The sequence below is a fragment of the Nocardia sp. Marseille-Q1738 genome, assembly GCF_965283145.1.
Map to the genome: position 1 here is coordinate 275,578 of NZ_CBDIMS010000008.1, position 20,688 is coordinate 296,265.

At 69.7% G+C, this 20,688-nt stretch carries 22 protein-coding genes; 14 read left to right on the forward strand and 8 right to left on the reverse strand.

From position 1 onward, the window contains the following. Positions 1-5: 5 nt before the first annotated feature. Positions 6-986, reverse strand: a complete 981-nt coding sequence (locus tag ACWPXK_RS26315) for an NAD(P)-dependent alcohol dehydrogenase (protein ID WP_454198841.1) — start codon at positions 984-986, stop codon at positions 6-8. Between the two features lie 127 nt (positions 987-1,113). On the opposite strand from ACWPXK_RS26315, the gene ACWPXK_RS26320 reads away from it, so the two are divergent. Then, on the forward strand, positions 1,114-1,824 hold the full coding sequence (locus tag ACWPXK_RS26320) for a TetR/AcrR family transcriptional regulator (RefSeq protein WP_454198842.1): 711 nt from the start codon (positions 1,114-1,116) through the stop codon (positions 1,822-1,824). Positions 1,825-1,888: 64 nt separating this feature from the next. Here ACWPXK_RS26320 and ACWPXK_RS26325 read toward each other — a convergent pair whose 3' ends face one another. After that, entirely contained in the window at positions 1,889-2,149 is a 261-nt protein-coding gene (locus ACWPXK_RS26325) for an excalibur calcium-binding domain-containing protein (RefSeq protein WP_454198912.1), read from the reverse strand. Between ACWPXK_RS26325 and ACWPXK_RS26330 the strand changes: the two genes are divergently transcribed. Together ACWPXK_RS26330 and ACWPXK_RS26335 are read left to right on the forward strand one after the other, a co-directional pair. Continuing rightward, the gene (locus ACWPXK_RS26330; RefSeq protein WP_454198922.1) at positions 2,130-2,372 is read left to right on the forward strand and encodes a hypothetical protein; all 243 of its coding nucleotides are present in this window, start codon (positions 2,130-2,132) and stop codon (positions 2,370-2,372) included. The genes ACWPXK_RS26325 and ACWPXK_RS26330 overlap by 20 nt on opposite strands. 496 nt (positions 2,373-2,868) lie before the next feature. Then, the gene (locus ACWPXK_RS26335; protein ID WP_454198913.1) at positions 2,869-3,525 is read left to right on the forward strand and encodes a 2OG-Fe dioxygenase family protein; all 657 of its coding nucleotides are present in this window, start codon (positions 2,869-2,871) and stop codon (positions 3,523-3,525) included. Positions 3,526-3,633: 108 nt separating this feature from the next. Here the strand turns inward: ACWPXK_RS26335 and ACWPXK_RS26340 are convergent, their stop codons facing one another. The 5 genes from ACWPXK_RS26340 to ACWPXK_RS26360 all read right to left on the reverse strand — a co-directional run bounded on the left by ACWPXK_RS26340 (position 3,634) and on the right by ACWPXK_RS26360 (position 7,608). Beyond that, the gene (locus ACWPXK_RS26340) at positions 3,634-5,355 is read right to left on the reverse strand and encodes an urease subunit alpha (RefSeq protein WP_454198843.1); all 1,722 of its coding nucleotides are present in this window, start codon (positions 5,353-5,355) and stop codon (positions 3,634-3,636) included. Between the two features lie 240 nt (positions 5,356-5,595). Further along, positions 5,596-5,907: an urease subunit beta gene (locus tag ACWPXK_RS26345; RefSeq protein ID WP_454198844.1), complete on the reverse strand. Its 312-nt coding sequence runs from the start codon at positions 5,905-5,907 to the stop codon at positions 5,596-5,598. A 38-nt stretch (positions 5,908-5,945) separates the two neighbouring features. Beyond that, a complete protein-coding gene (locus tag ACWPXK_RS26350) occupies positions 5,946-6,248 on the reverse strand; it encodes an urease subunit gamma (RefSeq protein ID WP_062967452.1) in 303 nt (100 codons plus the stop codon). Between the two features lie 79 nt (positions 6,249-6,327). Then, positions 6,328-6,717, reverse strand: a complete 390-nt coding sequence (locus ACWPXK_RS26355) for a PaaI family thioesterase (protein WP_454198914.1) — start codon at positions 6,715-6,717, stop codon at positions 6,328-6,330. 99 nt (positions 6,718-6,816) lie between these two features. Then, positions 6,817-7,608 (reverse strand): carbonic anhydrase, encoded by a 792-nt coding sequence (locus ACWPXK_RS26360; protein WP_454198845.1) that lies wholly within the window; start codon positions 7,606-7,608, stop codon positions 6,817-6,819. Between ACWPXK_RS26360 and ACWPXK_RS26365 the strand changes: the two genes are divergently transcribed. Then, positions 7,598-7,759: a hypothetical protein gene (locus ACWPXK_RS26365; RefSeq protein WP_454198846.1), complete on the forward strand. Its 162-nt coding sequence runs from the start codon at positions 7,598-7,600 to the stop codon at positions 7,757-7,759. The two genes, ACWPXK_RS26360 and ACWPXK_RS26365, sit on opposite strands and share 11 nt — an antisense overlap. A gap of 266 nt (positions 7,760-8,025) precedes the next feature. Here ACWPXK_RS26365 and ACWPXK_RS26370 read toward each other — a convergent pair whose 3' ends face one another. Further along, positions 8,026-8,733 (reverse strand): hypothetical protein, encoded by a 708-nt coding sequence (locus ACWPXK_RS26370; RefSeq protein WP_454198847.1) that lies wholly within the window; start codon positions 8,731-8,733, stop codon positions 8,026-8,028. A gap of 124 nt (positions 8,734-8,857) precedes the next feature. Here ACWPXK_RS26370 and ACWPXK_RS26375 point away from each other — a divergent pair, with 124 nt between their 5' ends. From ACWPXK_RS26375 to ACWPXK_RS26420, 10 genes are all read left to right on the forward strand, one after another. Continuing rightward, on the forward strand, positions 8,858-9,904 hold the full coding sequence (locus ACWPXK_RS26375; protein ID WP_454198915.1) for a FecCD family ABC transporter permease: 1,047 nt from the start codon (positions 8,858-8,860) through the stop codon (positions 9,902-9,904). A gap of 243 nt (positions 9,905-10,147) precedes the next feature. Continuing rightward, on the forward strand, positions 10,148-11,239 hold the full coding sequence (locus ACWPXK_RS26380; RefSeq protein ID WP_454198848.1) for a FecCD family ABC transporter permease: 1,092 nt from the start codon (positions 10,148-10,150) through the stop codon (positions 11,237-11,239). Then, the gene (locus tag ACWPXK_RS26385; protein WP_454198849.1) at positions 11,236-12,150 is read left to right on the forward strand and encodes an ABC transporter ATP-binding protein; all 915 of its coding nucleotides are present in this window, start codon (positions 11,236-11,238) and stop codon (positions 12,148-12,150) included. Before ACWPXK_RS26380 ends, ACWPXK_RS26385 begins: the two co-directional genes overlap by 4 nt. 52 nt (positions 12,151-12,202) lie before the next feature. Further along, positions 12,203-12,598 carry a BlaI/MecI/CopY family transcriptional regulator gene (locus ACWPXK_RS26390; protein WP_067475860.1) on the forward strand — a complete coding sequence of 132 codons (396 nt, stop codon included), beginning with the start codon at positions 12,203-12,205 and terminating at the stop codon, positions 12,596-12,598. 43 nt (positions 12,599-12,641) lie between these two features. Further along, a complete protein-coding gene (locus ACWPXK_RS26395; RefSeq protein WP_454198850.1) occupies positions 12,642-13,580 on the forward strand; it encodes a M56 family metallopeptidase in 939 nt (312 codons plus the stop codon). A 180-nt stretch (positions 13,581-13,760) separates the two neighbouring features. Next, the gene (locus tag ACWPXK_RS26400) at positions 13,761-15,455 is read left to right on the forward strand and encodes a DEAD/DEAH box helicase (RefSeq protein ID WP_454198851.1); all 1,695 of its coding nucleotides are present in this window, start codon (positions 13,761-13,763) and stop codon (positions 15,453-15,455) included. A gap of 6 nt (positions 15,456-15,461) precedes the next feature. Next, positions 15,462-16,304: a DMT family transporter gene (locus tag ACWPXK_RS26405; RefSeq protein WP_454198852.1), complete on the forward strand. Its 843-nt coding sequence runs from the start codon at positions 15,462-15,464 to the stop codon at positions 16,302-16,304. Between the two features lie 157 nt (positions 16,305-16,461). Continuing rightward, positions 16,462-17,898 (forward strand): GuaB1 family IMP dehydrogenase-related protein, encoded by a 1,437-nt coding sequence (locus ACWPXK_RS26410; RefSeq protein WP_454198853.1) that lies wholly within the window; start codon positions 16,462-16,464, stop codon positions 17,896-17,898. Positions 17,899-18,203: 305 nt separating this feature from the next. Then, positions 18,204-19,586, forward strand: a complete 1,383-nt coding sequence (locus ACWPXK_RS26415) for a hemolysin family protein (protein WP_454198916.1) — start codon at positions 18,204-18,206, stop codon at positions 19,584-19,586. Further along, positions 19,579-20,643, forward strand: coding sequence for a hemolysin family protein (locus ACWPXK_RS26420; RefSeq protein WP_454198854.1), 1,065 nt, complete (start codon positions 19,579-19,581; stop codon positions 20,641-20,643). Before ACWPXK_RS26415 ends, ACWPXK_RS26420 begins: the two co-directional genes overlap by 8 nt. Positions 20,644-20,688: the final 45 nt, after the last annotated feature.

Below are 20,688 nucleotides of genomic sequence, written 5' to 3' on the forward strand. Positions count from 1 at the left end.
CGGTCTCAGACCGTGACGACCACTTTGCCGCTGGCGTGGCCGGCTTCTTGGTATTCGATGGCGGCCGGGATCTCGTCGAATGAATAGCATCGGTCGATCACTGGGCTGACGTTGCCTGCCTCGATCAACTCGGTCAGCGTCACCAGGTCCTGTTGCTTGCCAGGGTGTGCGACCGTGTCGGCCAGTACCGCCCGCCGGCTCAGCAACGGCGCTGTCAGCAGAACTCCGAACGCGTGCCCGGCCGGTTGTAGCCAACGTCCAGCCGGTCCGCCGACGACGACGAAGATCCCCCTGGGCGCCAATGCCTTTCGGCATGCCGCGAGGGAACGTCCTCCGCTGATGTCGAGCACGAGATCGTACTGGCGCTGCTGCCGGGTGAAATCCTCGCTGCGGTAGTCGATGACATCGCCGGCGCCGATCGAGCGGACCAGATCGATGTTGTGCTTGCCGCATACGCCGACGACGTCCGCGCCGAACGCGCGCGCGATCTGCACGGCGAAGGTGCCGACACCGCCCGACGCACCGTTGACGAGAACCCGCTGTCCGGGTTCGACCTTGTCGCGCAGGGCGAGCAGCGCTGTAATCGCCGCCATCGGAACGGCGGCAGCCTGTTCGTAGGACAGACTGTTCGGCTTGGCCGCCAGCATGTCTTCGCGAACGGTCACGTACTCGGCGAAACCGCCGTGCGAGAGCAATGCGAAGACATCGTCGCCGGGCCGGAATCGCGACACGTCGGCGCCGACCGCCTCGACGGTTCCCGCCATATCGCAGCCCAGCACGCTGTAGCGCGGACGACGCAGCCCAAGACCGCTCGGCATCAAGCGGGCGATCCGCGGCTCGCCCCTGAGATGGTGCCAGTCATACGGATTGATGGACGTGGCCCGCACTCTGACCAGGACCTCGTCGGCGGCGGGCGCAGGCCGATCGATTTCCCTGAGCTGCCCGAGTGCGGGCGAACCATACGGACACGTGACAAAGGCCTGCATGTGATCTCTCCAGTCTTACCTTGTAAGTCTTACCTTGTAAGGTAGCGGTGCGCCCGGCGGCGGTCAATGCCCACGCGAGAGCAGCGGCCTTACGTTGTACGATCTCGGCGACGAAGGGAGGGCGCCAGTGGCCGCTCGAGTCGATCCGGGATCCGAGCCCCGTGTCCGGCTCAGCAGAGAGCGCGTGCTCCGAGCCGCGATCCGGATCGCCGACGAGCACGGAATCCAGTCGGTGACCATGCGCCGAATCGGCGACGAACTCGGCGCCGAGGCGATGTCGCTGTACTACCACGTGGCCAAAAAGGACGACCTCCTCGACGGCATCGTCGACCTCGTCGCTCGAGAGATCAACGATGCCGTCGAACAGATCGACATCGCGCCGCGCACAGCCGACTGGAAGACATCCGTGCGGCAGCGCATCCTCACCGCACGCGAGGTACTGCTACGCCACCGATGGGCACCGGGTTTGTTCGAAACGCGGACCACCGTCAGCCTGGAGGTGCTGCGCTACTACGACGCGCTGCTCGGCCTCATGCTCGCGGGTGGTTTCTCCTACGACCTGGCCCACCACGCGATGCACGCGCTGGGCAGCCGGGCGCTGGGATTCACCCAGGAATTGTTCGATCCCGGTGACACCGGCGCCGATTCGGGGACCGACGCCGATCTTGCCGCGATGGCCGAGCAGTTGCCGAATATCGTGGGAATGCTGTCGGAGATCGCGCATGACGACCCCGACTCGACATTGGGTTGGTGCGACGATCAAACCGAGTTCGAATTCGGACTCGACTTGATCCTCGACGGCTTGGACAGAATTCGCGCCGGTCACCAACAGAAGTGAGCAGGCGAGTAACCGAAGACCGACTTGCAGATCGGCAACGGACAATATTCGTTCGGGCTGAAGGTTATTCGCAGGCAATTCCGTCGTTGTCGCGGTCGAGCTTGGCACTGTAGCCGGGCTCGCCGCGGCGCAGTGGTGCCGCGCCCGCCGCCCGAGCGGCGGCGCAGTTGGGGTAGTACACAGTGGGGGCAGGCGCCCGCGGCGGGGTCGCGGCAGGGGCAGGGGCGACTGGTGGCGCCGGAGCGACGACGGCAGGAGGGGCTGACGGGGCGACGGCCGCGGGAGGCGGCGCCGGAGCGGCTGTGGTGGAAGCGGTTGTCGGCACCAGCGGTGGCGAGGTGGTCGCGGCGCTGGTCGTCGGTTCGACGCGGGTGGTCGTGGCAGTTGATGGGCTGGTGGCGCGGGTGGAGGTCGTCGAGGTGGACGCGGCGTCGGTCCCGCATGCGGCAGCACCGATCGATGCTGCGGCGATGAGGGTGGCAACGATCGCGGTGCGTCGCGGTGATAAAGCCATGGTTTCCTGTTCCCGGAGTAAAACGTGCGACTGAGTGATGACCGACGGACAAATTCCCCGACCGACCGTCGCGCTCGAACCATCGTCAATCGCGAAGCCGCCGTTACCCAGAGTGCTTGTGCTACAACTCAGTTGATCTTGCCTCGTGCCGAGAATTACGCGGTGCGATCGGCGCACCCGCAGCAAACGCATGCCGACGCCTGCGTTATCTCACGCGCGACGCGGGGCTCGGCTACACCCGCGTCGCCGCGCCGCACGTGCGACGAGGCGGTCTTCACGACAGTGGTGTCCGGACGCGACGTGACCCGCAGGCAAACCTGACGGCCCGGGTGTACGGCGATTCAGCCTGTTTGCCCAGCCCCTGTGGGGAATTCTCCCGGCATAGGCCAAGGAAGGCAGGACCCATCGTGCAGAAAAACTCTTACGGTTCGCGGAACGTTTCCAAGGCTGCTCCGTCCACCGAAGGGCGGTCGGCGGACGAGCTGGTAGTGGCCGCGCGCAAGGCTTTGGTCTCCGATGGCGCCCACCTGATGCCAGCTGCTGTCACGACATCATGTCTCGGCGTGGAAGCGGGGGCTTGGGACCGCTTCGGTACCCACTGGGAAACGCTGAGCACGGACAGGTACGCCTCCGAGCAGGGCACGCGCAGGCTACGCCGATATGGACGGTTCGCCTTCACCGCCACCACGGGGCAGATCAGGCTGCTTCCGCAGGGCTCCTTCGTACAGCCGGAGGACAGCAATCCGCTCTATATCGGCGTGGACCGCACCTTCGAGCCTTTGACCGGGTCGTTCCTGGCTGACCCCGTGTTCCGCGCGGTGCTGCGGTTGCTCGGACGGTTGGCGACGGCACTGGGCGACCCGGCGGTGTGGATTGCGAAGGTGCATCCTTTTCGTGTCATCGCATCGGCGGACACGAACGGATTGCCCACACCGGAAGGCATGCACCGCGACGGCGTCACCCTGGTTTCTTCGCTTCTGGTCGGTCGGCAGAACGCCGACGGCGGTGAAAGCTCCGTGCTCGACCAGGAGGGAAGACAACTGCTGACGGCCACGCTCCGTGAGCCGGGAGACCTGCTGATCGGGGATGACCGTCGCACCCTGCACGGCGTGTCGCCGGTGCGTCCGGTGGACCGAAGCCGTCCCGCCTACCGCGACGTCCTGGTGGTGACGTTCGCACCCGGCTGACGTCCGTCCCGGTCAGGCATCGTCCGTTGGCATCTCCGGGTGACGCGGTTCGCGCAGAAAGCGCTACACCGAAGGCGAGGCCGCTGGTTCCACTCGTCCGCGCGACACTCAGAACAGGAAGTAGCGCTGGGCCATGGGGAGTTCGGTGGCGGGCTGTTCGCGCCAGACCTCGCCGTCGATGCGGACGGTGAACGTGTCCGGGTCGACTTCGATGCGCGGCATGGCGTCGTTGTGCGGCATGTCCGTCTTCGTCACGCGGCGAACGTTGCGGACCGGCACCAGTTTGCGGTGGACGCGCAGGCGGTCGGCGAGTCCATCCTCGATCGCCTGCTCGGAGACGAAGTGCACGGAAGTGGCGGCGGCGGGCCCGGGGGCGGCACCGAACATCGGGCGCGGCAGCACGGGCTGCGGTGTGGGAATGGAGGCGTTGGCGTCGCCCATCGCGGCCCAGGCGATCGCGCCGCCCTTGAGCACGGCATGCGGGCGGACGCCGAAGAACGCGGGCTCCCACAACACCAGGTCGGCGAGCTTGCCCACCTCGACCGAGCCGATCTCGTGCTCGACGCCGTGCGCGATGGCCGGGCAGATGGTGTACTTCGCGACGTAGCGCTGGACTCGGGCGTTGTCGGCCGCGCCGTCGCCGGGCAGCGGACCGCGGCGGCGTTTCATCACGTGCGCGGTCTGCCAGGTGCGCAGCACGACCTCGCCGATGCGGCCCATGGCTTGCGAGTCGCTGCCGATCATCGAGATCGCGCCGAGGTCGTGCAGCAGGTCCTCCGCCGCGATGGTGGACGGGCGGATGCGGCTTTCGGCGAACGCGAGATCCTCCGGGATCGACGGGCTCAGGTGATGGCACACCATGAGCATGTCCAGATGCTCGTCGAGGGTGTTGACGGTGTGCGGGCGAGTCGGGTTGGTCGAACTGGGCAGCACGTTGAGATGCGAAGCGACGGTGATGATGTCGGGCGCGTGCCCGCCGCCCGCCCCCTCGGTGTGGTAGGCGTGGATGCCGCGGCCCGCGATCGCCGCGAGAGTGTCCTCGACGAAACCGGCCTCGTTCAACGTGTCCGAGTGCAACGCCACCTGCACGCCCGCCGCGTCGGCGACGGTGAGGCAGGCGTCGATCGCGGCCGGTGTCGAGCCCCAGTCCTCGTGCAACTTGAAACCCGAAGCGCCGCCGCGCAATTGCTCCCACATGGCCTCGGCGCTGACGGTGTTGCCCTTGCCGAGCAGCACGATGTTCAGCGGCCAGCCGTCGGTGGCCTCCAGCATCCGCGCCAGATGCCATGCGCCGGGCGTCACCGTGGTGGCCTTGCTGCCCTCGGCCGGTCCGGTGCCGCCGCCGATCAGCGTGGTGATGCCGCCGCCGAGCGCCTCGTCCATCAACTGCGGGCAGATGAAGTGCACGTGACAGTCGATGGCGCCCGCGGTGAGAATGCGGCCGTTGCCCGCGATGATCTCGGTGGACGGGCCGACGACCAGGTCCGGGTGCACGCCCGTCATGGTGTCGGGGTTGCCCGCCTTCCCGATGGCGCTGATCCGCCCGTCGCGAATGCCTATGTCCGCCTTGATGATTCCCCAATGATCGATGATCACCACGCCGGTGATCACCGTGTCGGGGGCGCCCTCGGCGCGGGTCGCGCGGGACTGGCCCATGGATTCGCGCAGCACTTTCCCGCCGCCGAACACGGCCTCGTCACCGGCGCGCCCCGGTCCGCCGCTGCGGTCCTCGGTGATCTCGATCAGCAGATCGGTATCGGCCAGCCGGATCCGGTCCCCCGTTGTCGGCCCGAACAGCTCGGCATACCGCGCCCGGCTCAGCTCACTCATCGCGTCGTACCTCCCGAGCCACCTGCCGAATATCCGCTAATTGCCCCGCGCCCGCCGAAGCGGGCCGACCGCCACCCTGGATCAACGAAATGGTCGGCCTCGGACCGGGTTCGCCGCCCGTCGACTCGGCTCGATCTCCGGTGGCCGGTGCGAACAACTCGGCATACCGCCCCGCTGAGCACATTCATTGCGTCCTACCTCCCGGGCCGAATATCTGCGAGCACCACTGCAACGTCCCGGCTAATCATCGAGACGGCCGGGCGGGGTCTGGGTGATCCCGTGGACCTCGCGGGCGCCGCCGAGCGGCACGAGCCGCACCCGTTGCCCGAGCCCCGGTTCGAAGCGCACCGCGGTCCCGGCCGGGATGTCGAGCCGACGGCCGTGCGCGGCGTCGCGGTCGAACTCCAGCGCCTGGTTCGCCTGCGGGAAATGCACGTGGCTGCCGACCTGCACCGGCCGGTCGCCGGTATTGACCACCTCGAGCTCGATCCGGTCCGCCCCGGAGTTCAGTTCGATGACGCCCTCGGCGCAGAAGTACTCACCGGGGATCATGCCGCGCCTCGGGACCGCTGGTGTCGCATGCCGCCCTCCTAGCCGATCGGATGGTGGACGGTGACGAGCTTGGTGCCGTCCGGGAAGGTCGCTTCGACCTGGACGTCGGGGATCATCTCCGGCACGCCTTCCATCACGTCGTCGCGGGTGAGCACCGTGCGCCCAGAGGACATCAGTTCGGCGACGGTGCGGCCGTCCCGCGCGCCCTCGAGCACGTGGTCGGTGATCAGCGCGACCGCCTCCGGATGGTTCAGCTTCAGTCCGCGCGCCTGCCTGCGCCGGGCCAGCTCGGCGGCGTAGCTGAGCAGCAGGCGCTCCTGCTCATGCGGTGACAGTCGCATCCTGGCTCCTCACCGGGTCGCAGTGGCGGGGTGACGGACATTCTGGCACGCCCGTTCCGCCGTCGCCGGACGAGCGCGCTCAGGAACGGTGCGGCAGATTCTGCAACCGCACTTGGCCGCGGGCGACGGTGCGATCCTGCTCGTCGGTGATGACGACCTGCCACAGCTGCTGGAGCCTGCCGCGATGCAGCGGGGTGGCCTCGCCGGTCAGCGTGCCTTCGCGCACCGCGCGCAGGAAGTCGGTGTTGTTGTTGACGCCGACCACCGTGCCCTGGTCGCCGAACCAGATCCCGGCGGCGATGCTGGCGAGCGTTTCGATGACGGTGCAGTACACGCCACCGTTCTGGAGACCAGCGGGCTGGTAGAGGTGCGGTTTGACGACCCACTCTCCGCGCACGCGGTCGGGGGTCAGCTCGGTGTAGCGCAGGCCGATCAGGTCGGCGAAGGTACCTTCGCTGTATTCCTGCATCTGCTCGACCGTGACGCCCGCCAGCGAGCCGAACCGCTGAGTCTCCTGCTGTGTCATGCATTCACTGTCGCATAGCGGGCAGCGCCGGTCGCAGCGGCCTCATCCGCCTGCCAGCGTGACGGTCCGTCCGTTCAACGGCTGGGTCGGCCGGTTGCTGTGCGCGAACAGCGTCCGGTATCGGTCCGCGTCGGCCGCGGCCACCGGGACCGGATTGCCGAGCACCGTCCAGGACACGCCCTCGCTGCATGGTGGCGTGGTGAGCGAACCCTGATACCGGAACTGATCGAGGACACCGGGCAGTAGCGCGCGCAGGTCGACCGGCCCGGCGACGGTGATCTCGGCGTCCACGACATCTGGGGCGAGCGTGAGGATCGGGTCGAAGGGCGAAGGGTCCGGCGTGGCTTGCATGAGCACACCGAGTACGGCCATTTTGCCGGCCGCGCTCTTGTGCACGAAGTGCACTTCCATCGTCGCGCCCGCACCGTCCAGCGTGTGTTCGCTGGGCAGGTGGAAATGGAACTGCGCCAAGTCGAACGGCACGCCGTCGACCACGATGCGATTTCCGTTGCCCGCGGGGAGGTTTGCCTGCACGGTGTGCCCGGTGTTCAGCAGGGTCAGCCCGGGCACCGAGTGGTAGTCGATGGTGATGTGCTCGGACGGCTCGAGTCGCGCGTGACTCGGCAGGTCGATCGGTGACTGCTGGTGACCGCTCTTGCAGGTCAGGTAGTCCCGGTCGAGGTCGGCCCAATGGTCGGGGCCGTCCGCGTCGTAGTCCCAGTGCGAGGCGACATGCGCGGGCGCGCTGCCGGGGATGTCCGCACCGCTGTGTAGTTCCGGCTGCTCGCCACGCCCGCAGGCGGGGAAGGCGAGCACTGCCGCAGTGGCCGACACGGCCGCGATCGAACGAAAACGGGACGCTCTGATGCTGGGCAAACCGGCACACCCCTCGGACTGTTCGGTGAGCCACCGCGAAGGCCTGTCCGACCACGTGCATGGCCTCGTCGACGACTCGGATGCGGTGCGCGGCGCTGCGCATCGATGATCGCGACACGGGCGCGGCGACGGACCGGCCGACGCCTGCCCGGACGTCGGATACCCTGGCGCTCGGCGGGTTTCACGTTCGTGTCGGCGACAGCGTAGACCCGGAGCGTGACGGCACGCCAGAGCAGGGCGCCGCGACATAGTTCACACGGAAGCAGAGCGACGGGCCCCACCAATGGTGGAGCCCGTCGCGGCAAGGGATCGGGGGTCACCGCAGCCCTCGGGACTCTCTCGCGATCCGTACGCCGAGACAATTATAGGTCAGGCTTACCTAACTAAGCAAGTCCCGGATCGGCGCACCGGCAGTCCGCGCTCGGCCATGGCCGCCAGCAAGCCCTGACCACGCCGCGCGCCGACGGCGGAATCGGTCCGCGCGAGATCCGGTACGTAAGTCGAAGCGCCCGCGATGGATTCGACGACGAGCGACCAGAACCGGCGACGGCTCAACCCGGAGCAGCGCGTCATGTTGTCTTCGACGATCGTCAGCGCGGACGCACAGCGGTGCGCGAGCCAGACGTACATCGCCTCCGCGCAGGGCAGGGCGACCACGCCCGGCTCGCCCGCAAGCGGATCGCCGTCCAGCACTCGAACAGTGGTGTCCGACAACCCCGCCCAGTCGATGCCGCCATCGTTGTCGGTGTGGATCCAGAGGTTCTCCAGGCCGGGGTCCCATGCCCGCCCCTCCGCCACGAGCAGTGCGACAACCCGCCCCGCGATCGCGTGAATCAACGCCGTGGCAACCACTTCCGCGGCGATGTCGGCGCTGATCATCTCCGCCGCGTGACGCCGGTACATGAGTTCGACGCGACCCTCGCGTACGCCGTCGGACAGTCGCCACCAGCGCCGCTTGCCCTGCTCGGCCATCGCGGCCACGGCGTAGACCCGCGGATGCTCCGGTTGCAGTGCGCGGAGCCGGGCACAGGCGCGTCCGAACGCCACAGTCGATCGATGGGGCATGGTGATGAGCTCGGTCATCGAACCTCCTCGGGGATCGGCTCCGTCGCCACGGACATTCGGCCGTGCGCCGTCGATAGCGAAAGATAGGTTAGGCTTACCAGACTTAGCAACCGTGCCGCCGATTCAGGAGCAGTTCGTCGCCGTGACTTCCCTTGCCACCGCGAGGCGGCGTCGTCTTTCCGGGCTCCTCGCCGTCACCGCGCTCCTGCTGCTCGCCGTGGTGGCCAGTATCGCGGTCGGCGCCCGCGCACTCGCGCCGGGAACCGTGTACGACGCCGTGCACCATGCGCTCACCTGCCCGGGCGGGCCTTTCACCTGCGCGGCCGGTTCGACCGAAGAGCAGATCGTGCGCGGTCTGCGTCTTCCTCGGACCGCGCTCGCGCTGGTCTGCGGGGCGGCGCTGGGCATCGCGGGCACGCTCATCCAGGGCTACACCCGCAACCCGCTCGCCGACGCCGGGTTGCTCGGACTGAACGCGGGCGCGGCGTTCCTCGCGGCGCTGAGCGTGTATCTGTTCTCGTTCAGCGCACCGGAGCAGTACATCTGGTTCGCCTTCGCAGGAGCGCTGCTCGCCGGGCTGGTGGTGTTCGGGACCTCGGCCGTGGGCGGCGGGAAGGCGAGCCCGCTGAGCCTGGTGCTCGCGGGCGCGGCGGTGACCACGTTCCTGCAGGCGATGACGAACGCCGTCGTGCTGTTCGACGCCGCCGCCCTGGACAGCTACCGGTTCTGGGTGGTCGGCACGGTCGCGGGCCGCGACGCCGCGGTGTTCTGGCAGGTGCTTCCGTTTCTGGGAGCCGGAATGCTGCTCGCGACGGTGGCGGCGCCGGGACTGAATCTGATCGGCCTCGGCGACGAGGTCGCGCGCGGGCTCGGCGTGCACGTCGGCCGCAGCCGTGCGCTGGGACTGGCGGCCGTCGTGCTACTGGCGGGCGCGGCGACGGCGGCGGTGGGGCCGATCGCGTTCCTCGGCCTGGCCGTCCCGCATCTCGCGCGGACGGTCACCGGACCGGACTATCGCTGGCTGATTCCGTATTCCGGACTCTTCGGCGCGTTGCTGCTGCTGATCGCCGACGTCCTCGGCCGCATGGTGGTCCGGCCCGGCGAGTTGGAGGTCGGTGTGATGCTCGCCGTGCTCGGCGCGCCGTTCTTCATCGCATTCGTTCGGCGCCGGAAGCTGGTGAGCCTATGAGTGTTTCGCCGCGTTCCACGAATACATGGCCTCGCCTCCTGCGTCCGGCCGCTGCTCCGGAGTTGGTCAGCCCGTGACAATTTCGCTACGAACCACGAGCACGCGTCCCGCTCCACGTCGGGCCGGTATCCCTGGCAATCCGGAAGCTGGTGAGACGGTGACAATTTCGCCAGAGGCCACCGACCCCGCGCTCGCGCCGCGCGTCGTGCCGGTAGCACTGGCACTGCCGAAGCTGGTGACGCGGTGACGATTTCGCTACGAACAACGAGCGCACGTCCCGCCCTGCGCGTCGGCCCGGTGTCGATCGTGCTGCGGCCGACGATGGTTCTGACCGTCGCGGTGCTCGCGGCGATCACGCTCGGACTGCTGTGTCTCGACATCGCGGTCGGCGAGTCACATCTGCCGCTCGGGCGCGTGCTGGACGTGCTGACCGGAGGTGGCACCAAAGCGCAGCGGTTCATCGTGCTGGAATCCCGGCTCCCACGCGCGCTCACCGCGCTGGTGGTCGGTCTCGCGCTCGGCCTCGCGGGCGCGATCACTCAGTCCATCCTGCACAACCCGCTGGCCGCGCCGGACATGCTCGGCATCACCTCGGGCGCGGGCCTGGGCGCGGTCGGCGTGCTGGTCGTCAGCAGCGGCGCGAGCACCGGACTGGCCGCCTCGGTGGGCGCGCCGTTGGCCGCGCTGGCGGGCGGGTTGCTCACCGCGGTGACCGTCTACCTGCTCGCCTGGGGACGCAGCCCGACCGGCGCGCACGGCGCCACCGGACTGCGGCTGGTGCTGATCGGCGTCGGCGTGAACGCAGTGCTGCTGGCGGCCATCAGCTGGCTGCTCACCCGAGCCAGCCTTGCGGACGCCCAGCGCGCGCAGCTGTGGCTGAACGGATCACTGAACTCGGCCGACTCCGCGCAGTTGGCACCTACGGCCGTCGCGGTGTCCGTCGTCGCCGTACTGGCGCTCGGCTCCGCCCGCACGCTCGCCGCCCTGCGCCTCGGTGCGGAGACCACGCGGGCGCTCGGCGTGCGAATCCAGACGCAGCAGGCCGTGTTGATCGGCGCGGCCGTGGTGGCCGCGTCCCTGGCCACGGCCGCCGCCGGGCCGGTGGGCTTCGTCGCCCTCACCGCCCCGCAGATCGCCCGCCGCCTCCTGCGCACGCCCGGCGAACCGCTCGTCGGCGCGGCCCTGATGGGCGCGATCCTGGTGGTCGGCGCGGATGTCGCATCGCGCACGATATTTCCGGTCGACCTGCCGGTCGGTGTGGTGACCGCGGCGTTCGGCGGTCCGTTCCTGCTGTATCTGCTCGTGCGTATGAACCGGAAGGCGACGCTGTCATGACGATCGCGGACATCACCCCCGACACCACGGCGCAGGCCGACGCACCGGAGCACCGGCTCGGCGCCGACGGTGTCACCCTCGGCTACGGCGAACGGGTGATCGTCGACGGTCTGAGCCTCGACATCGCGCCGGGTGTGGTCACCACGGTGATCGGGCCGAACGGCTGTGGAAAGTCCACGCTGCTGCGTTCGCTCGGCCGCCTGCTGCGGCCACGCGAAGGCCGAGTCCTGTTGGACGGCAAGGCCATTTCGACGATGCGGACCAAGGATGTGGCCCGCATCATCGGCATGCTTCCCCAATCGCCGGTCGCCCCGGAAGGACTCACCGTCGCCGATCTGGTCGCACGCGGACGCCACCCGCACCAGTCCTGGTTCCGGCAGTGGTCGGCCGCGGACGAAACCGAGGTGATGACGGCGCTGGAGCAAACCGGTATCGCCGACCTGGCCGACCGCGCGCTGGACGAACTGTCCGGCGGGCAGCGCCAGCGCGCCTGGATCTCCATGGCGCTGGCCCAGGGCACCGACATCCTCCTGCTCGACGAGCCGACCACCTACCTGGATCTGGCGCATTCGATCGAGGTGCTCGACCTGGTCGACCGGCTGCACGCCGATCTGGGCCGCACCGTCGTCATGGTGCTGCACGATCTGAACCTCGCGATCCGCTACAGCGACCAGCTGGTGGTCATGCACGCCGGACGCGTGGTCGCCAGCGGCGCCCCGGCCGAGGTGATGTCCGTCGAGTTGCTGCGCGAGGTCTTCGAGCTGGACGCCGCCGTGCTCGAGGACCCGGTTTCCGGCCGGCCGATGATCGTGCCGATCGGCGCAAGGCATGTGCGCGGCAAGGCGGGCGGACCGGCGGCCGCGCCACCGGAATCCGCCACTATGAGAAATGCCACACCAGCTACTTCATAGTTACGACACCCTGTAGTACGCATCCTCGTCGTTGAGTACCTAAGATTGTGGAATGGCAGGTCTTGGTGAACTCGAGAAAGCGGTCATGGACCAGTTGTGGTCGGCCGACGAACCACAGACGGTCCGGCAGGTGCACGAGGCGCTCGCCGCACGCCGTGAGCTCGCGTACACCACGGTGATGACCGTGCTGCAACGCTTGGCGAAGAAGAACCTCGTGGTCCAGCGGCGCGACGATCGGGCGCACCGCTACGCGCCGGTGCACACCCGCGACGAGCTGGTGGCCAGTCTGATGGTCGACGCGCTGCAACAGGCCGACGCGGCGGGCAGCCGCGCCGCCGCGCTGGTGCACTTCGTGGAGCAGGTCGGCAAGGACGAGGCTGCCGCACTACGCGAAGCACTCGCTAAGCTCGAAGCAACCGAGGAGGACTCGGCACCGCCGCCGCAGTAGACTCCTCGGGCGCCCTGGCCCCACAACGCAGTGAGCTGAGTCGATGAACGCAACCGCGCCGGTCTTCGCCGGACTCGCATTGCTTCTCGCGGGGCCTGCCCCGGCCTTGCTCAGCCGGGCGACCTGGACCTACCGGACGCCCCGCGCAGCGCTCGTGCTCTGGCAGGCCATCGCGCTCGCCGCCGTGCTCAGCGCGTTCGGCTCCGGATTGGCCATCGCCGCCGAGCTGCTCGTGCCCGGCCCGGACGGTCGCCCCACCACCGCGCCGACGCGCGAGATCGACGCCCTCGGTCTGCCGCTGTGGTCGGCATACGTGTTCGTGTTCGCGCTGACGCTGCTGATCGGCGGGCGGCTCATCTACGCGATCATCCGGGTCGGCGTGCACACCCGCAGGCGGCGGGCACATCACCGGATGCTCGTCGACCTGCTCGACCAGAGCGGTCCGCAGCGGCGCGCGGCCGACATCCGGGTCCTGGCCGCCACCGAGCCGATCGCCTACTGCCTGCCCGGTCTGCGCCAGCGCGTCGTGCTCAGCGAAGGCACCCTGACCAAGCTCCCCGACGCCGAGATCACCGCCATCGTCAGCCATGAGCGTTCGCACTTGCGGGCCAGGCACGATCTGGTGCTGGAGGCGTTCACCGCGGTGCACGAGGCGTTCCCCCGGCTGGTGCGCAGCAAGGCGGCGCTCGGCTCGGTGAAACTGCTGATCGAACTGCTCGCCGACGATTCCGCCGTCAAGGTCACCGGCCCCAAGCCGCTGGCCCGGGCCCTCGTCGCGTGCGCGAAGTCCACCGCGCCGCAAGGCGCGCTCGCCGCGGGCGGACCCACCACGCTCATCCGTATCCAGCGGCTCAGCGAGCGGATCGGCGACGTGCGCATCGCCACCGCCGCGTATCTCGGCTCCGCCGCTATCCTGGTGGTGCCGACGCTGGCCGTTGCCGTCCCCTGGCTCGTGGAGCTGAGTCGGCTGTTCCACGGCTGACGCCCGGGCCACGTATCCTGGACACTCGGCCCGGCTTTCCGGTCGGCCGCACTCTCTCGGCTCTCGGCGCGTCATCGCTCGAGCCGCAACGCGGTGAACCGCATCGTGCACCGCTATCGATCCCATCGAACAGCGCGTTCTCGCTCGAACTCGCTGTGCAACGAAAGGCACACCCACCTCGTGACCCCATCGACCACGGTCGCCGCGGCGCCCACCGTGACCTTCGCGGAGCTGGGCCTGCCCGCCGTGCTCGTGCAGGCACTGCGACGCGACGGCATCGATATGCCGTTCCCGATCCAGGCCGCCACGGTGCCGGACGTCTTGGCCGCCAAGGATGTGCTCGGCCGCGGCCCGACCGGTTCCGGCAAGACCCTGGCCTTCGGCCTCCCGATGCTGACCCGCCTGGCGGGCGCTGCGGCCAAGCCGGGCAGGCCGCGCGGACTCGTGCTGGTGCCGACCCGCGAACTGGCCGCGCAGATCGAGCGGGCGCTCGACGAACCGGCGCTCGCGCTCGGCCTGCGCGTGGCCTCGGTGGTCGGCGGCGCACCGATCAAACGCCAAGCCGACCGGCTCGCCCGCGGCGTCGACCTGCTCATCGCCACACCGGGACGGCTCGCCGACCTGCTCGCGCAAGGCTCCGCCGACCTCTCCGACGTGGCGATCACCGCGCTGGACGAAGCCGACCACATGGCCGACATGGGCTTTCTGCCGCAGGTGACCAAGCTGCTCGACCGCACGCCGCGCGACGGTCAGCGCCTGCTGTTCTCCGCCACGCTGGACGGCGAGGTGGACAAGCTGGTCAAGCGCTACCTGCGCGCGCCGGTCACGCATTCCACCGCGCCGCCGTCGGCGTCGGTCGCAACGATGTCGCACCACCTGCTGTACGTGCGCGACAAGGTGGCCAAGCGGGCGGTCGCCACGGAGATCGCCGCGCGTGACGGGCTGACCATCATGTTCGTCCGTACGAAGCACGGCGCCGACCGGCTCGCCAAACAGCTGCGCGGCGCGGGCATCGCCACGGGCGCGCTGCACGGCGGCAAGGCGCAGAACAACCGGACCCGCACCCTCGCCGCGTTCGCCGACGGCTCGGTGCCGGTGCTGGTCACCACCGACGTCGCCGCACGTGGCATCCACGTCGACGGGATTTCCCTCGTCGTGCACGTCGACCCGCCCGCCGAGCCGAAGGCCTACCTGCACCGGGCCGGGCGCACCGCCCGCGCGGGCGAGGACGGCGTGGTCGTCACGCTGGTGATGGACGAGGAGCGCCGTGAGGTCGAGGCGATGGCGCGCAAGGCCGGGGTCGAGGTCGACGGAGTCGAAGTCCGTCCCGGCGACCGCACGCTGATCGAGATCACCGGCGCGCGCCGACCGTCCGGCGTTCCGGTGGCCGCACCGACCGCGCCCGCGGCACCTGTCACCGACACGCCGGCCCGGCGGAAGCGGGGCCGGCGCGCAGCACCGACCGGCACCGCAGGTCGCGGCGCGAGTGAAACCACACAGTCGGGTCGCTCGGCCTCGACGCCCCGCGCGGAAACGCGGAAACCCGCGCGGCGGAATCCGGGGCGGCACGTGGAGCCGACCGCGGCCAGTGGGCGTGGCACGAATGACGCGACACAGTCAGGGAGCCACTCCGGGGCGGGCCGGGTCAGCGGGCCGGTGACAACTCGCCGCGGCGGCGCGAATGCCGGGGGAAAGTCCGCGACGGGCAATAGCCTGGCACGCACCGCCGATGCCGCACCCGTCCGGAACTCTGGCGCGGGTGGGTTCTCCCGCCTTGCCGCGGGTTCGGCCTCCGGTGACACGGCAGGGCGAACACGGCGACGCGCCGTGCGATCCCAGCAGCCGCCGCCGCGTGGCAATCGCGGAGCACACTGATCGGTCGTGACACATCCGGCCGCGGCCGTCCTTTGCGCGCTGCTCGCCGCTCTGCTGTTCGCGGTCGCCGCGGTAGCGCAGCAGCGGGCGGCGGCCGCCGTGCCGGAAGGGGAATCCCTGGTCCGCTCCCTGCTACGCAATCCGCGGTGGTGGGCGGGCGTCGTCGGCGACACGGGCGGATACGCCATGCAGGTCGCGGCGCTCGCGCTGGGCGCCGTGCTGTTGGTGCAGCCGATCCTGGTCAGCGCGCTGGTCTTCGCGCTGCCGCTGTCGGCACGACTCAACGACCGTCACGTCACACCCCGCACCTGGGCGGCCGCGCTGGCGCTCACCGCCGCGCTGGCCTGCTTCCTGCTCATCGGTAATCCGGCCGCGGGCAATGCGAATGCGCCACTGCGGGATTGGCTGCTACCGCTGAGCGTTCTGCTCGGCCTGATCGCCGCCGCGACCGCGGGCGGCGTCGCCGCGGCCGACCCGGCGTGGCGCGCGCTGCTGCTCGGCGCGGCAAGCGGCTCGCTGTACGGACTGGCCGCCGCCCTCACCTCCTACGTCACCGACCTGTTCGAGCACGGTCTCGGCCAGGTGCTCGGCGGCTGGCAGACCTGGGCGCTCATCGCGGCGGGCGGCACCGGCGTCTACCTCCAGCAACGCGCGTTCCAGGCCGGGCCGCTGGCCACTTCGCTGCCCGCCGTCACCATCGCCGAACCGCTGGCCGCCGCCTTCATCGGCATCGCCGTGCTGGAGGAAAGGTTGCGCACGACCACGTCCGGCCTCGTCATCACCGGAATCGCGGTCGTCGTCATGTGTGCTACCACCGTCACACTCTCGCGTTCACAGGCGACCGCCTGACACGTCGCGCCGGCCGCCACCGGTTCCCTGTCCTCGCCGCGCGGAAAGTCGGCCGGCTTCCGTGTCGGTGGCGGACAGCGGGTGCGCCGGATGCGCACCGCGGGGTCGATGACCGACGACGGCCCGCGCCGGTCGGCTCCCGGTTATGATCGGTCAAGTGCGCTTTCTCCCCGGTCATCAGCCGCCGTACGACCTGACCTACGACGACATCTTCCTCGTCCCGAACCGGACGGACGTCGCGTCGCGCTTCGACGTCGATCTCTCGACCGCCGACGGGTCCGGCACCACCATCCCGATCGTCGTCGCCAATATGACCGCCGTCGCCGGGCGCAGAATGGCCGAGACCGTGGCCCGCCGCGGTGGTCTCGTCGTGCTCCCGCAGGACCTGCCGATCACCGCGGCCGCGGACACCATCGCGTTCGTCAAGAGCCGCTCGCTCACCGCCGACACCCCGGTCACCCTCGAGCCGGACCGCTCGGTCTCCGAGGCCGTCGCACTCATGCACAAGCGCGCACACGGCGCCGTCGTCGTGGTCGACGGCGGGCGTCCTGTCGGCGTGGTCACCGAGGCGGCCTGCGCCGATGTCGATCGTTTCGCCCGGTTGCGCGAGGTCGCGGACGGCGATTTCGTGCGGGCACCGGCCAGCACCACCCCGCGCGACCTGTTCGACCTGCTGCACGCCCAGCACGCCGACTTCGCCGTGCTCACCGCCGAGGACGGCACCCTGGCCGGCGTGCTGACCCGCACCGGCGCGCTGCGCGCCGGCATCTACCAGCCCGCCGTCGACCCCGCGGGCAAGCTGCGCATCGCGGCCGCGATCGGTATCAACGGCGACGTGGCCGCCAAGGCCAAGTCCCTGGTCGACTCCGGCGCCGACCTGCTCGTCATCGACACCGCGCACGGCCATCAGGCCAAGATGCTCGAAACCCTCGCCGCGGTCCGCGATCTCGGTCTCGGCGTCCCGCTGGTGGCGGGCAACGTGGTATCCGCCGAGGGCACCAGGGACCTGGCCGAGGCGGGCGCCGACATCGTCAAGGTAGGTGTCGGCCCCGGCGCCATGTGCACCACCCGGATGATGACCGGCGTCGGCCGTCCGCAGTTCTCCGCGGTGGCCGAATGCGCCGCCGCCGCCAAGGAACTCGGCGTGCACGTCTGGGCCGACGGCGGCGTCCGCCATCCCCGCGACGTCGCGCTCGCCCTGGCCGCCGGCGCGTCCAACGTGATGATCGGCTCCTGGTTCGCCGGCACCTACGAGTCCCCGGGCGACCTGCGTGTCGACCGCGACGGCAACGCCTACAAGGAGAGCTTCGGCATGGCGTCCAAGCGGGCCGTCGCCGCGCGCACCGCCTCCGACAGCGAATTCGACCGCGCGCGTAAGGGTTTGTTCGAGGAGGGCATCTCCAGTTCCCGGATGCGGCTGGATTCGGAGCGGCCCGGCGTCGAGGACCTCATCGACCACATCTGCTCCGGCGTCCGCAGTGCCTGCACCTACGCCGGGGCGCGCACGCTCGCCGAGTTCCACGACCGGGCCGTGCTCGGCGTGCAGTCGGCCGCCGGATTCGCCGAAGGACGCCCGCTGCCGAGCGGTTGGTGAGCGCGGAGCTACCGCACCAGCGACGGCTGCGAAGCCACCCGGGGAACCGCCGCGGTGGGCTGGTTTCCCGACACGCGGACCGGAGCGGCACCGGCCCACGCGACCCGATGCGTGGGCCGGTAGCATAGTGGTTGCCGGATACCGGCACCACGACTTCGCGAAAGGATCCAGTTGTCACCCGCGTCCGAGGGCGCCGCACAGGAGGGCTCCTCTATCGAGCCGGGTGACGAACCCGGCGTCCTCCACCCCGCAGTAGTCCCATTCCGCACAGGCCGCTTCCCGGCACCGTTCAGGTGGTGCTGACGATGTCCGTCGCGCTCACCGCGCTCAGCCTGATCGGATTCATCGCTCTCACGGTCGGCACCGCCCTGTTCGTCGCCGCCGAGTTCTCCCTCACCGCGCTGGAACGCAGCACCGTCGAGGCGCATGCCCGCACCGGTGACGTCCGCGCCAGGATGGTCCGCAAAGCGCACCGCACGCTGTCGTTCCAGTTGTCCGGCGCCCAGCTCGGCATCACCATCACCACGCTGGTCACCGGTTATATCGCCGAACCGGTGCTGGCCAAGCTGCTGAAGCCGGTCTTCACCGGTATCGGACTCAGCGACGCCGCCGGGCACGGTATCGCCCTCACGCTGGCTCTGGTCCTGGCCACCTCGCTGTCGATGATCTACGGCGAGCTGGTACCCAAGAACATCGCCATCGCCAAGCCGCTGGCCACCGCCCGCGTCACGGCCGGTCCGATGGTCACGTTCTCGGTGGTGTTCAAGTGGATGATCCATTTCCTCAACGGCACCGCCAACTGGGTGGTCCGCAGGCTGGGCGTGGAACCCGCCGAGGAGTTGCGCTCGGCTCGCTCGCCGCAGGAACTGGGCTCCCTGGTCCGTACCTCGGCCCTGCGCGGGGCCCTCGATCAGCGCACCGCCCAGGTGATGGATCGCTCGCTGCAGTTCGGCGAGCGCAGCGCCGAGGAACTGATGACGCCACGGGTGACGATCGAATCGCTGGACAAGGACGACACCATCGCCGATCTCATCGACGCGGCAGGCCGCACCGGCTACTCCCGGTTCCCGGTGATCGACGGCGACCTCGACAACACCCTCGGCTTCGTGCACATCAAGCAGGCGTTCACGCATCCGGCCGGTGAGCGCAGGACCCTCCCCCTGCACATGCTCGCCCGTCCGGTCCCGATCGTGCCCGCCAGCCTGGACGGCGACGAGGTGCTCGAACGCATCCGCGCCGACGGCATGCAGGTCGCCCTCGTGGTCGACGAGTACGGCGGCACCGCGGGTCTGGTCACCATGGAGGACATCATCGAGGAGATCCTCGGCGACGTCCGCGACGAGCACGACGAGGAGGAACGCGACGTCCGGCGCGTCTCGGACGGCTGGGACTGCTCGGGCCTGCTGCGTATCGACGAGGTGTCCCGGGCGACCGGATACGACGCCCCGGAAGGTGAGTACGAGACCCTCGGCGGCCTGGTTCTGACCAAGCTGGGCCGCATCCCGATGGCCGGCGACGAAGTCGTGCTGCCCAATCCCCGCTCGCAGCAGTGGTCCGCGACGGACGATCCCGAGGCGGGCGGCTGGATCGCCCGGGTGGAACGGATGGACGGACGGCGCATCGACCGGGTGCGCCTGATCCCGGTCGCCGCCGGCACCCTCGCCACGAGGGAGCACAGCCATGGGTGACATCTTGGGCGTGCTGCTCACGATCGTGCTGCTCGGCGGCAACGCCTTCTTCGTCGCCGCGGAGTTCGCGCTCATCTCCGCCCGGCGCGACCGGCTGGAAGCGCTGGCCGCACAGGGCAAACGCAACGCGAACACGGTGATCCGGGCGGGCGAGAATCTCTCGATGATGCTCGCGGCCGCGCAACTGGGCATCACCATCTGCTCGATCCTGCTCGGGCGGGTCGGCGAGCCCGCCGTCGCGCATCTGCTGGAGGGCCCGTTCGAGCTGATCGGCCTGCCCGAGCAGGTGCTGCACCCGGTGGCGTTCGCCATCGCGCTGACCATCGTGGTCATCCTGCACATCCTGTTCGGCGAGATGATCCCGAAGAACATCGCGCTGGCCGGTCCGGAACGCAGTGCGCTGCTGCTGGTTCCGGCGCACTTGGTGTGGCTGCGGCTGGCCCGGCCGCTCATCGCCCTCTACAACTTGTCCGCCAACCTGTCGCTGCGGCTGCTGCGGATCGAGCCGAAGGACGAGCTCGAGGCGACCGTGTCCATGGTCGAGCTGGCCGAGATGATCGGCGAATCACGCTCGGAGGGCCTGCTCGACGAAGAGGAGCACCGGCGCCTCACCCAGGCGCTCGGCACCAGCGAACGCGTGGTCGCCGACGTGGTGGTGCCGCTGCAGGCGACACGGTCGGTTCCGCTGCGCGGCAACGGGACGACGCTCGGCGACGTCGAGTCCGCCGTCGCGGAGACCGGGTTCTCCCGCTACCCGGTGCGGGCGAGCGATGGCTCGCTGGTCGGCTACCTGCATGTCAAGGATGTGCTCGACAAGGTCGCCGACGAAAGCGCCGGTCCCGCGACGCCGATCCCGCGCACCGACATCCGCCCGTTGCCGACCGTCAGCATGGGCACGACGCTCTACGAGGCGCTGGCCCGCCTGCGCCGCACCAACAGCCACCTCGGCCGGGTGGTGGACGAGCGGGGCAACACCACCGGCATCGTCGCCTTGGAGGACTTGGTGGAGGAGTTCGTCGGCACCGTCCGAGACGTCACGCACCGGGTGATCGAATGACGGCCCTGACAGCGCGTCCGGGCGGCGGATACTCCCGGGTGCCGG

What these genes read in the sequence shown, in the direction of transcription:
- ACWPXK_RS26315 (WP_454198841.1), bottom strand. Translation starts at nt 986, where the DNA reads ATGCAGGCCTTTGTCACGTGTCCGTATGGTTCGCCCGCACTCGGGCAG.
- ACWPXK_RS26335 (WP_454198913.1), top strand. Translation starts at nt 2,869, where the DNA reads ATGCCAGCTGCTGTCACGACATCATGTCTCGGCGTGGAAGCGGGGGCT.
- ACWPXK_RS26340 (WP_454198843.1), bottom strand. Translation starts at nt 5,355, where the DNA reads ATGAGTGAGCTGAGCCGGGCGCGGTATGCCGAGCTGTTCGGGCCGACA.
- ACWPXK_RS26345 (WP_454198844.1), bottom strand. Translation starts at nt 5,907, where the DNA reads ATGATCCCCGGTGAGTACTTCTGCGCCGAGGGCGTCATCGAACTGAAC.
- ACWPXK_RS26350 (WP_062967452.1), bottom strand. Translation starts at nt 6,248, where the DNA reads ATGCGACTGTCACCGCATGAGCAGGAGCGCCTGCTGCTCAGCTACGCC.
- ACWPXK_RS26355 (WP_454198914.1), bottom strand. Translation starts at nt 6,717, where the DNA reads ATGCAGGAATACAGCGAAGGTACCTTCGCCGACCTGATCGGCCTGCGC.
- ACWPXK_RS26370 (WP_454198847.1), bottom strand. Translation starts at nt 8,733, where the DNA reads ATGACCGAGCTCATCACCATGCCCCATCGATCGACTGTGGCGTTCGGA.
- ACWPXK_RS26385 (WP_454198849.1), top strand. Translation starts at nt 11,236, where the DNA reads ATGACGATCGCGGACATCACCCCCGACACCACGGCGCAGGCCGACGCA.
- ACWPXK_RS26390 (WP_067475860.1), top strand. Translation starts at nt 12,203, where the DNA reads ATGGCAGGTCTTGGTGAACTCGAGAAAGCGGTCATGGACCAGTTGTGG.
- ACWPXK_RS26395 (WP_454198850.1), top strand. Translation starts at nt 12,642, where the DNA reads ATGAACGCAACCGCGCCGGTCTTCGCCGGACTCGCATTGCTTCTCGCG.
- ACWPXK_RS26415 (WP_454198916.1), top strand. Translation starts at nt 18,204, where the DNA reads ATGTCCGTCGCGCTCACCGCGCTCAGCCTGATCGGATTCATCGCTCTC.
- ACWPXK_RS26420 (WP_454198854.1), top strand. Translation starts at nt 19,579, where the DNA reads ATGGGTGACATCTTGGGCGTGCTGCTCACGATCGTGCTGCTCGGCGGC.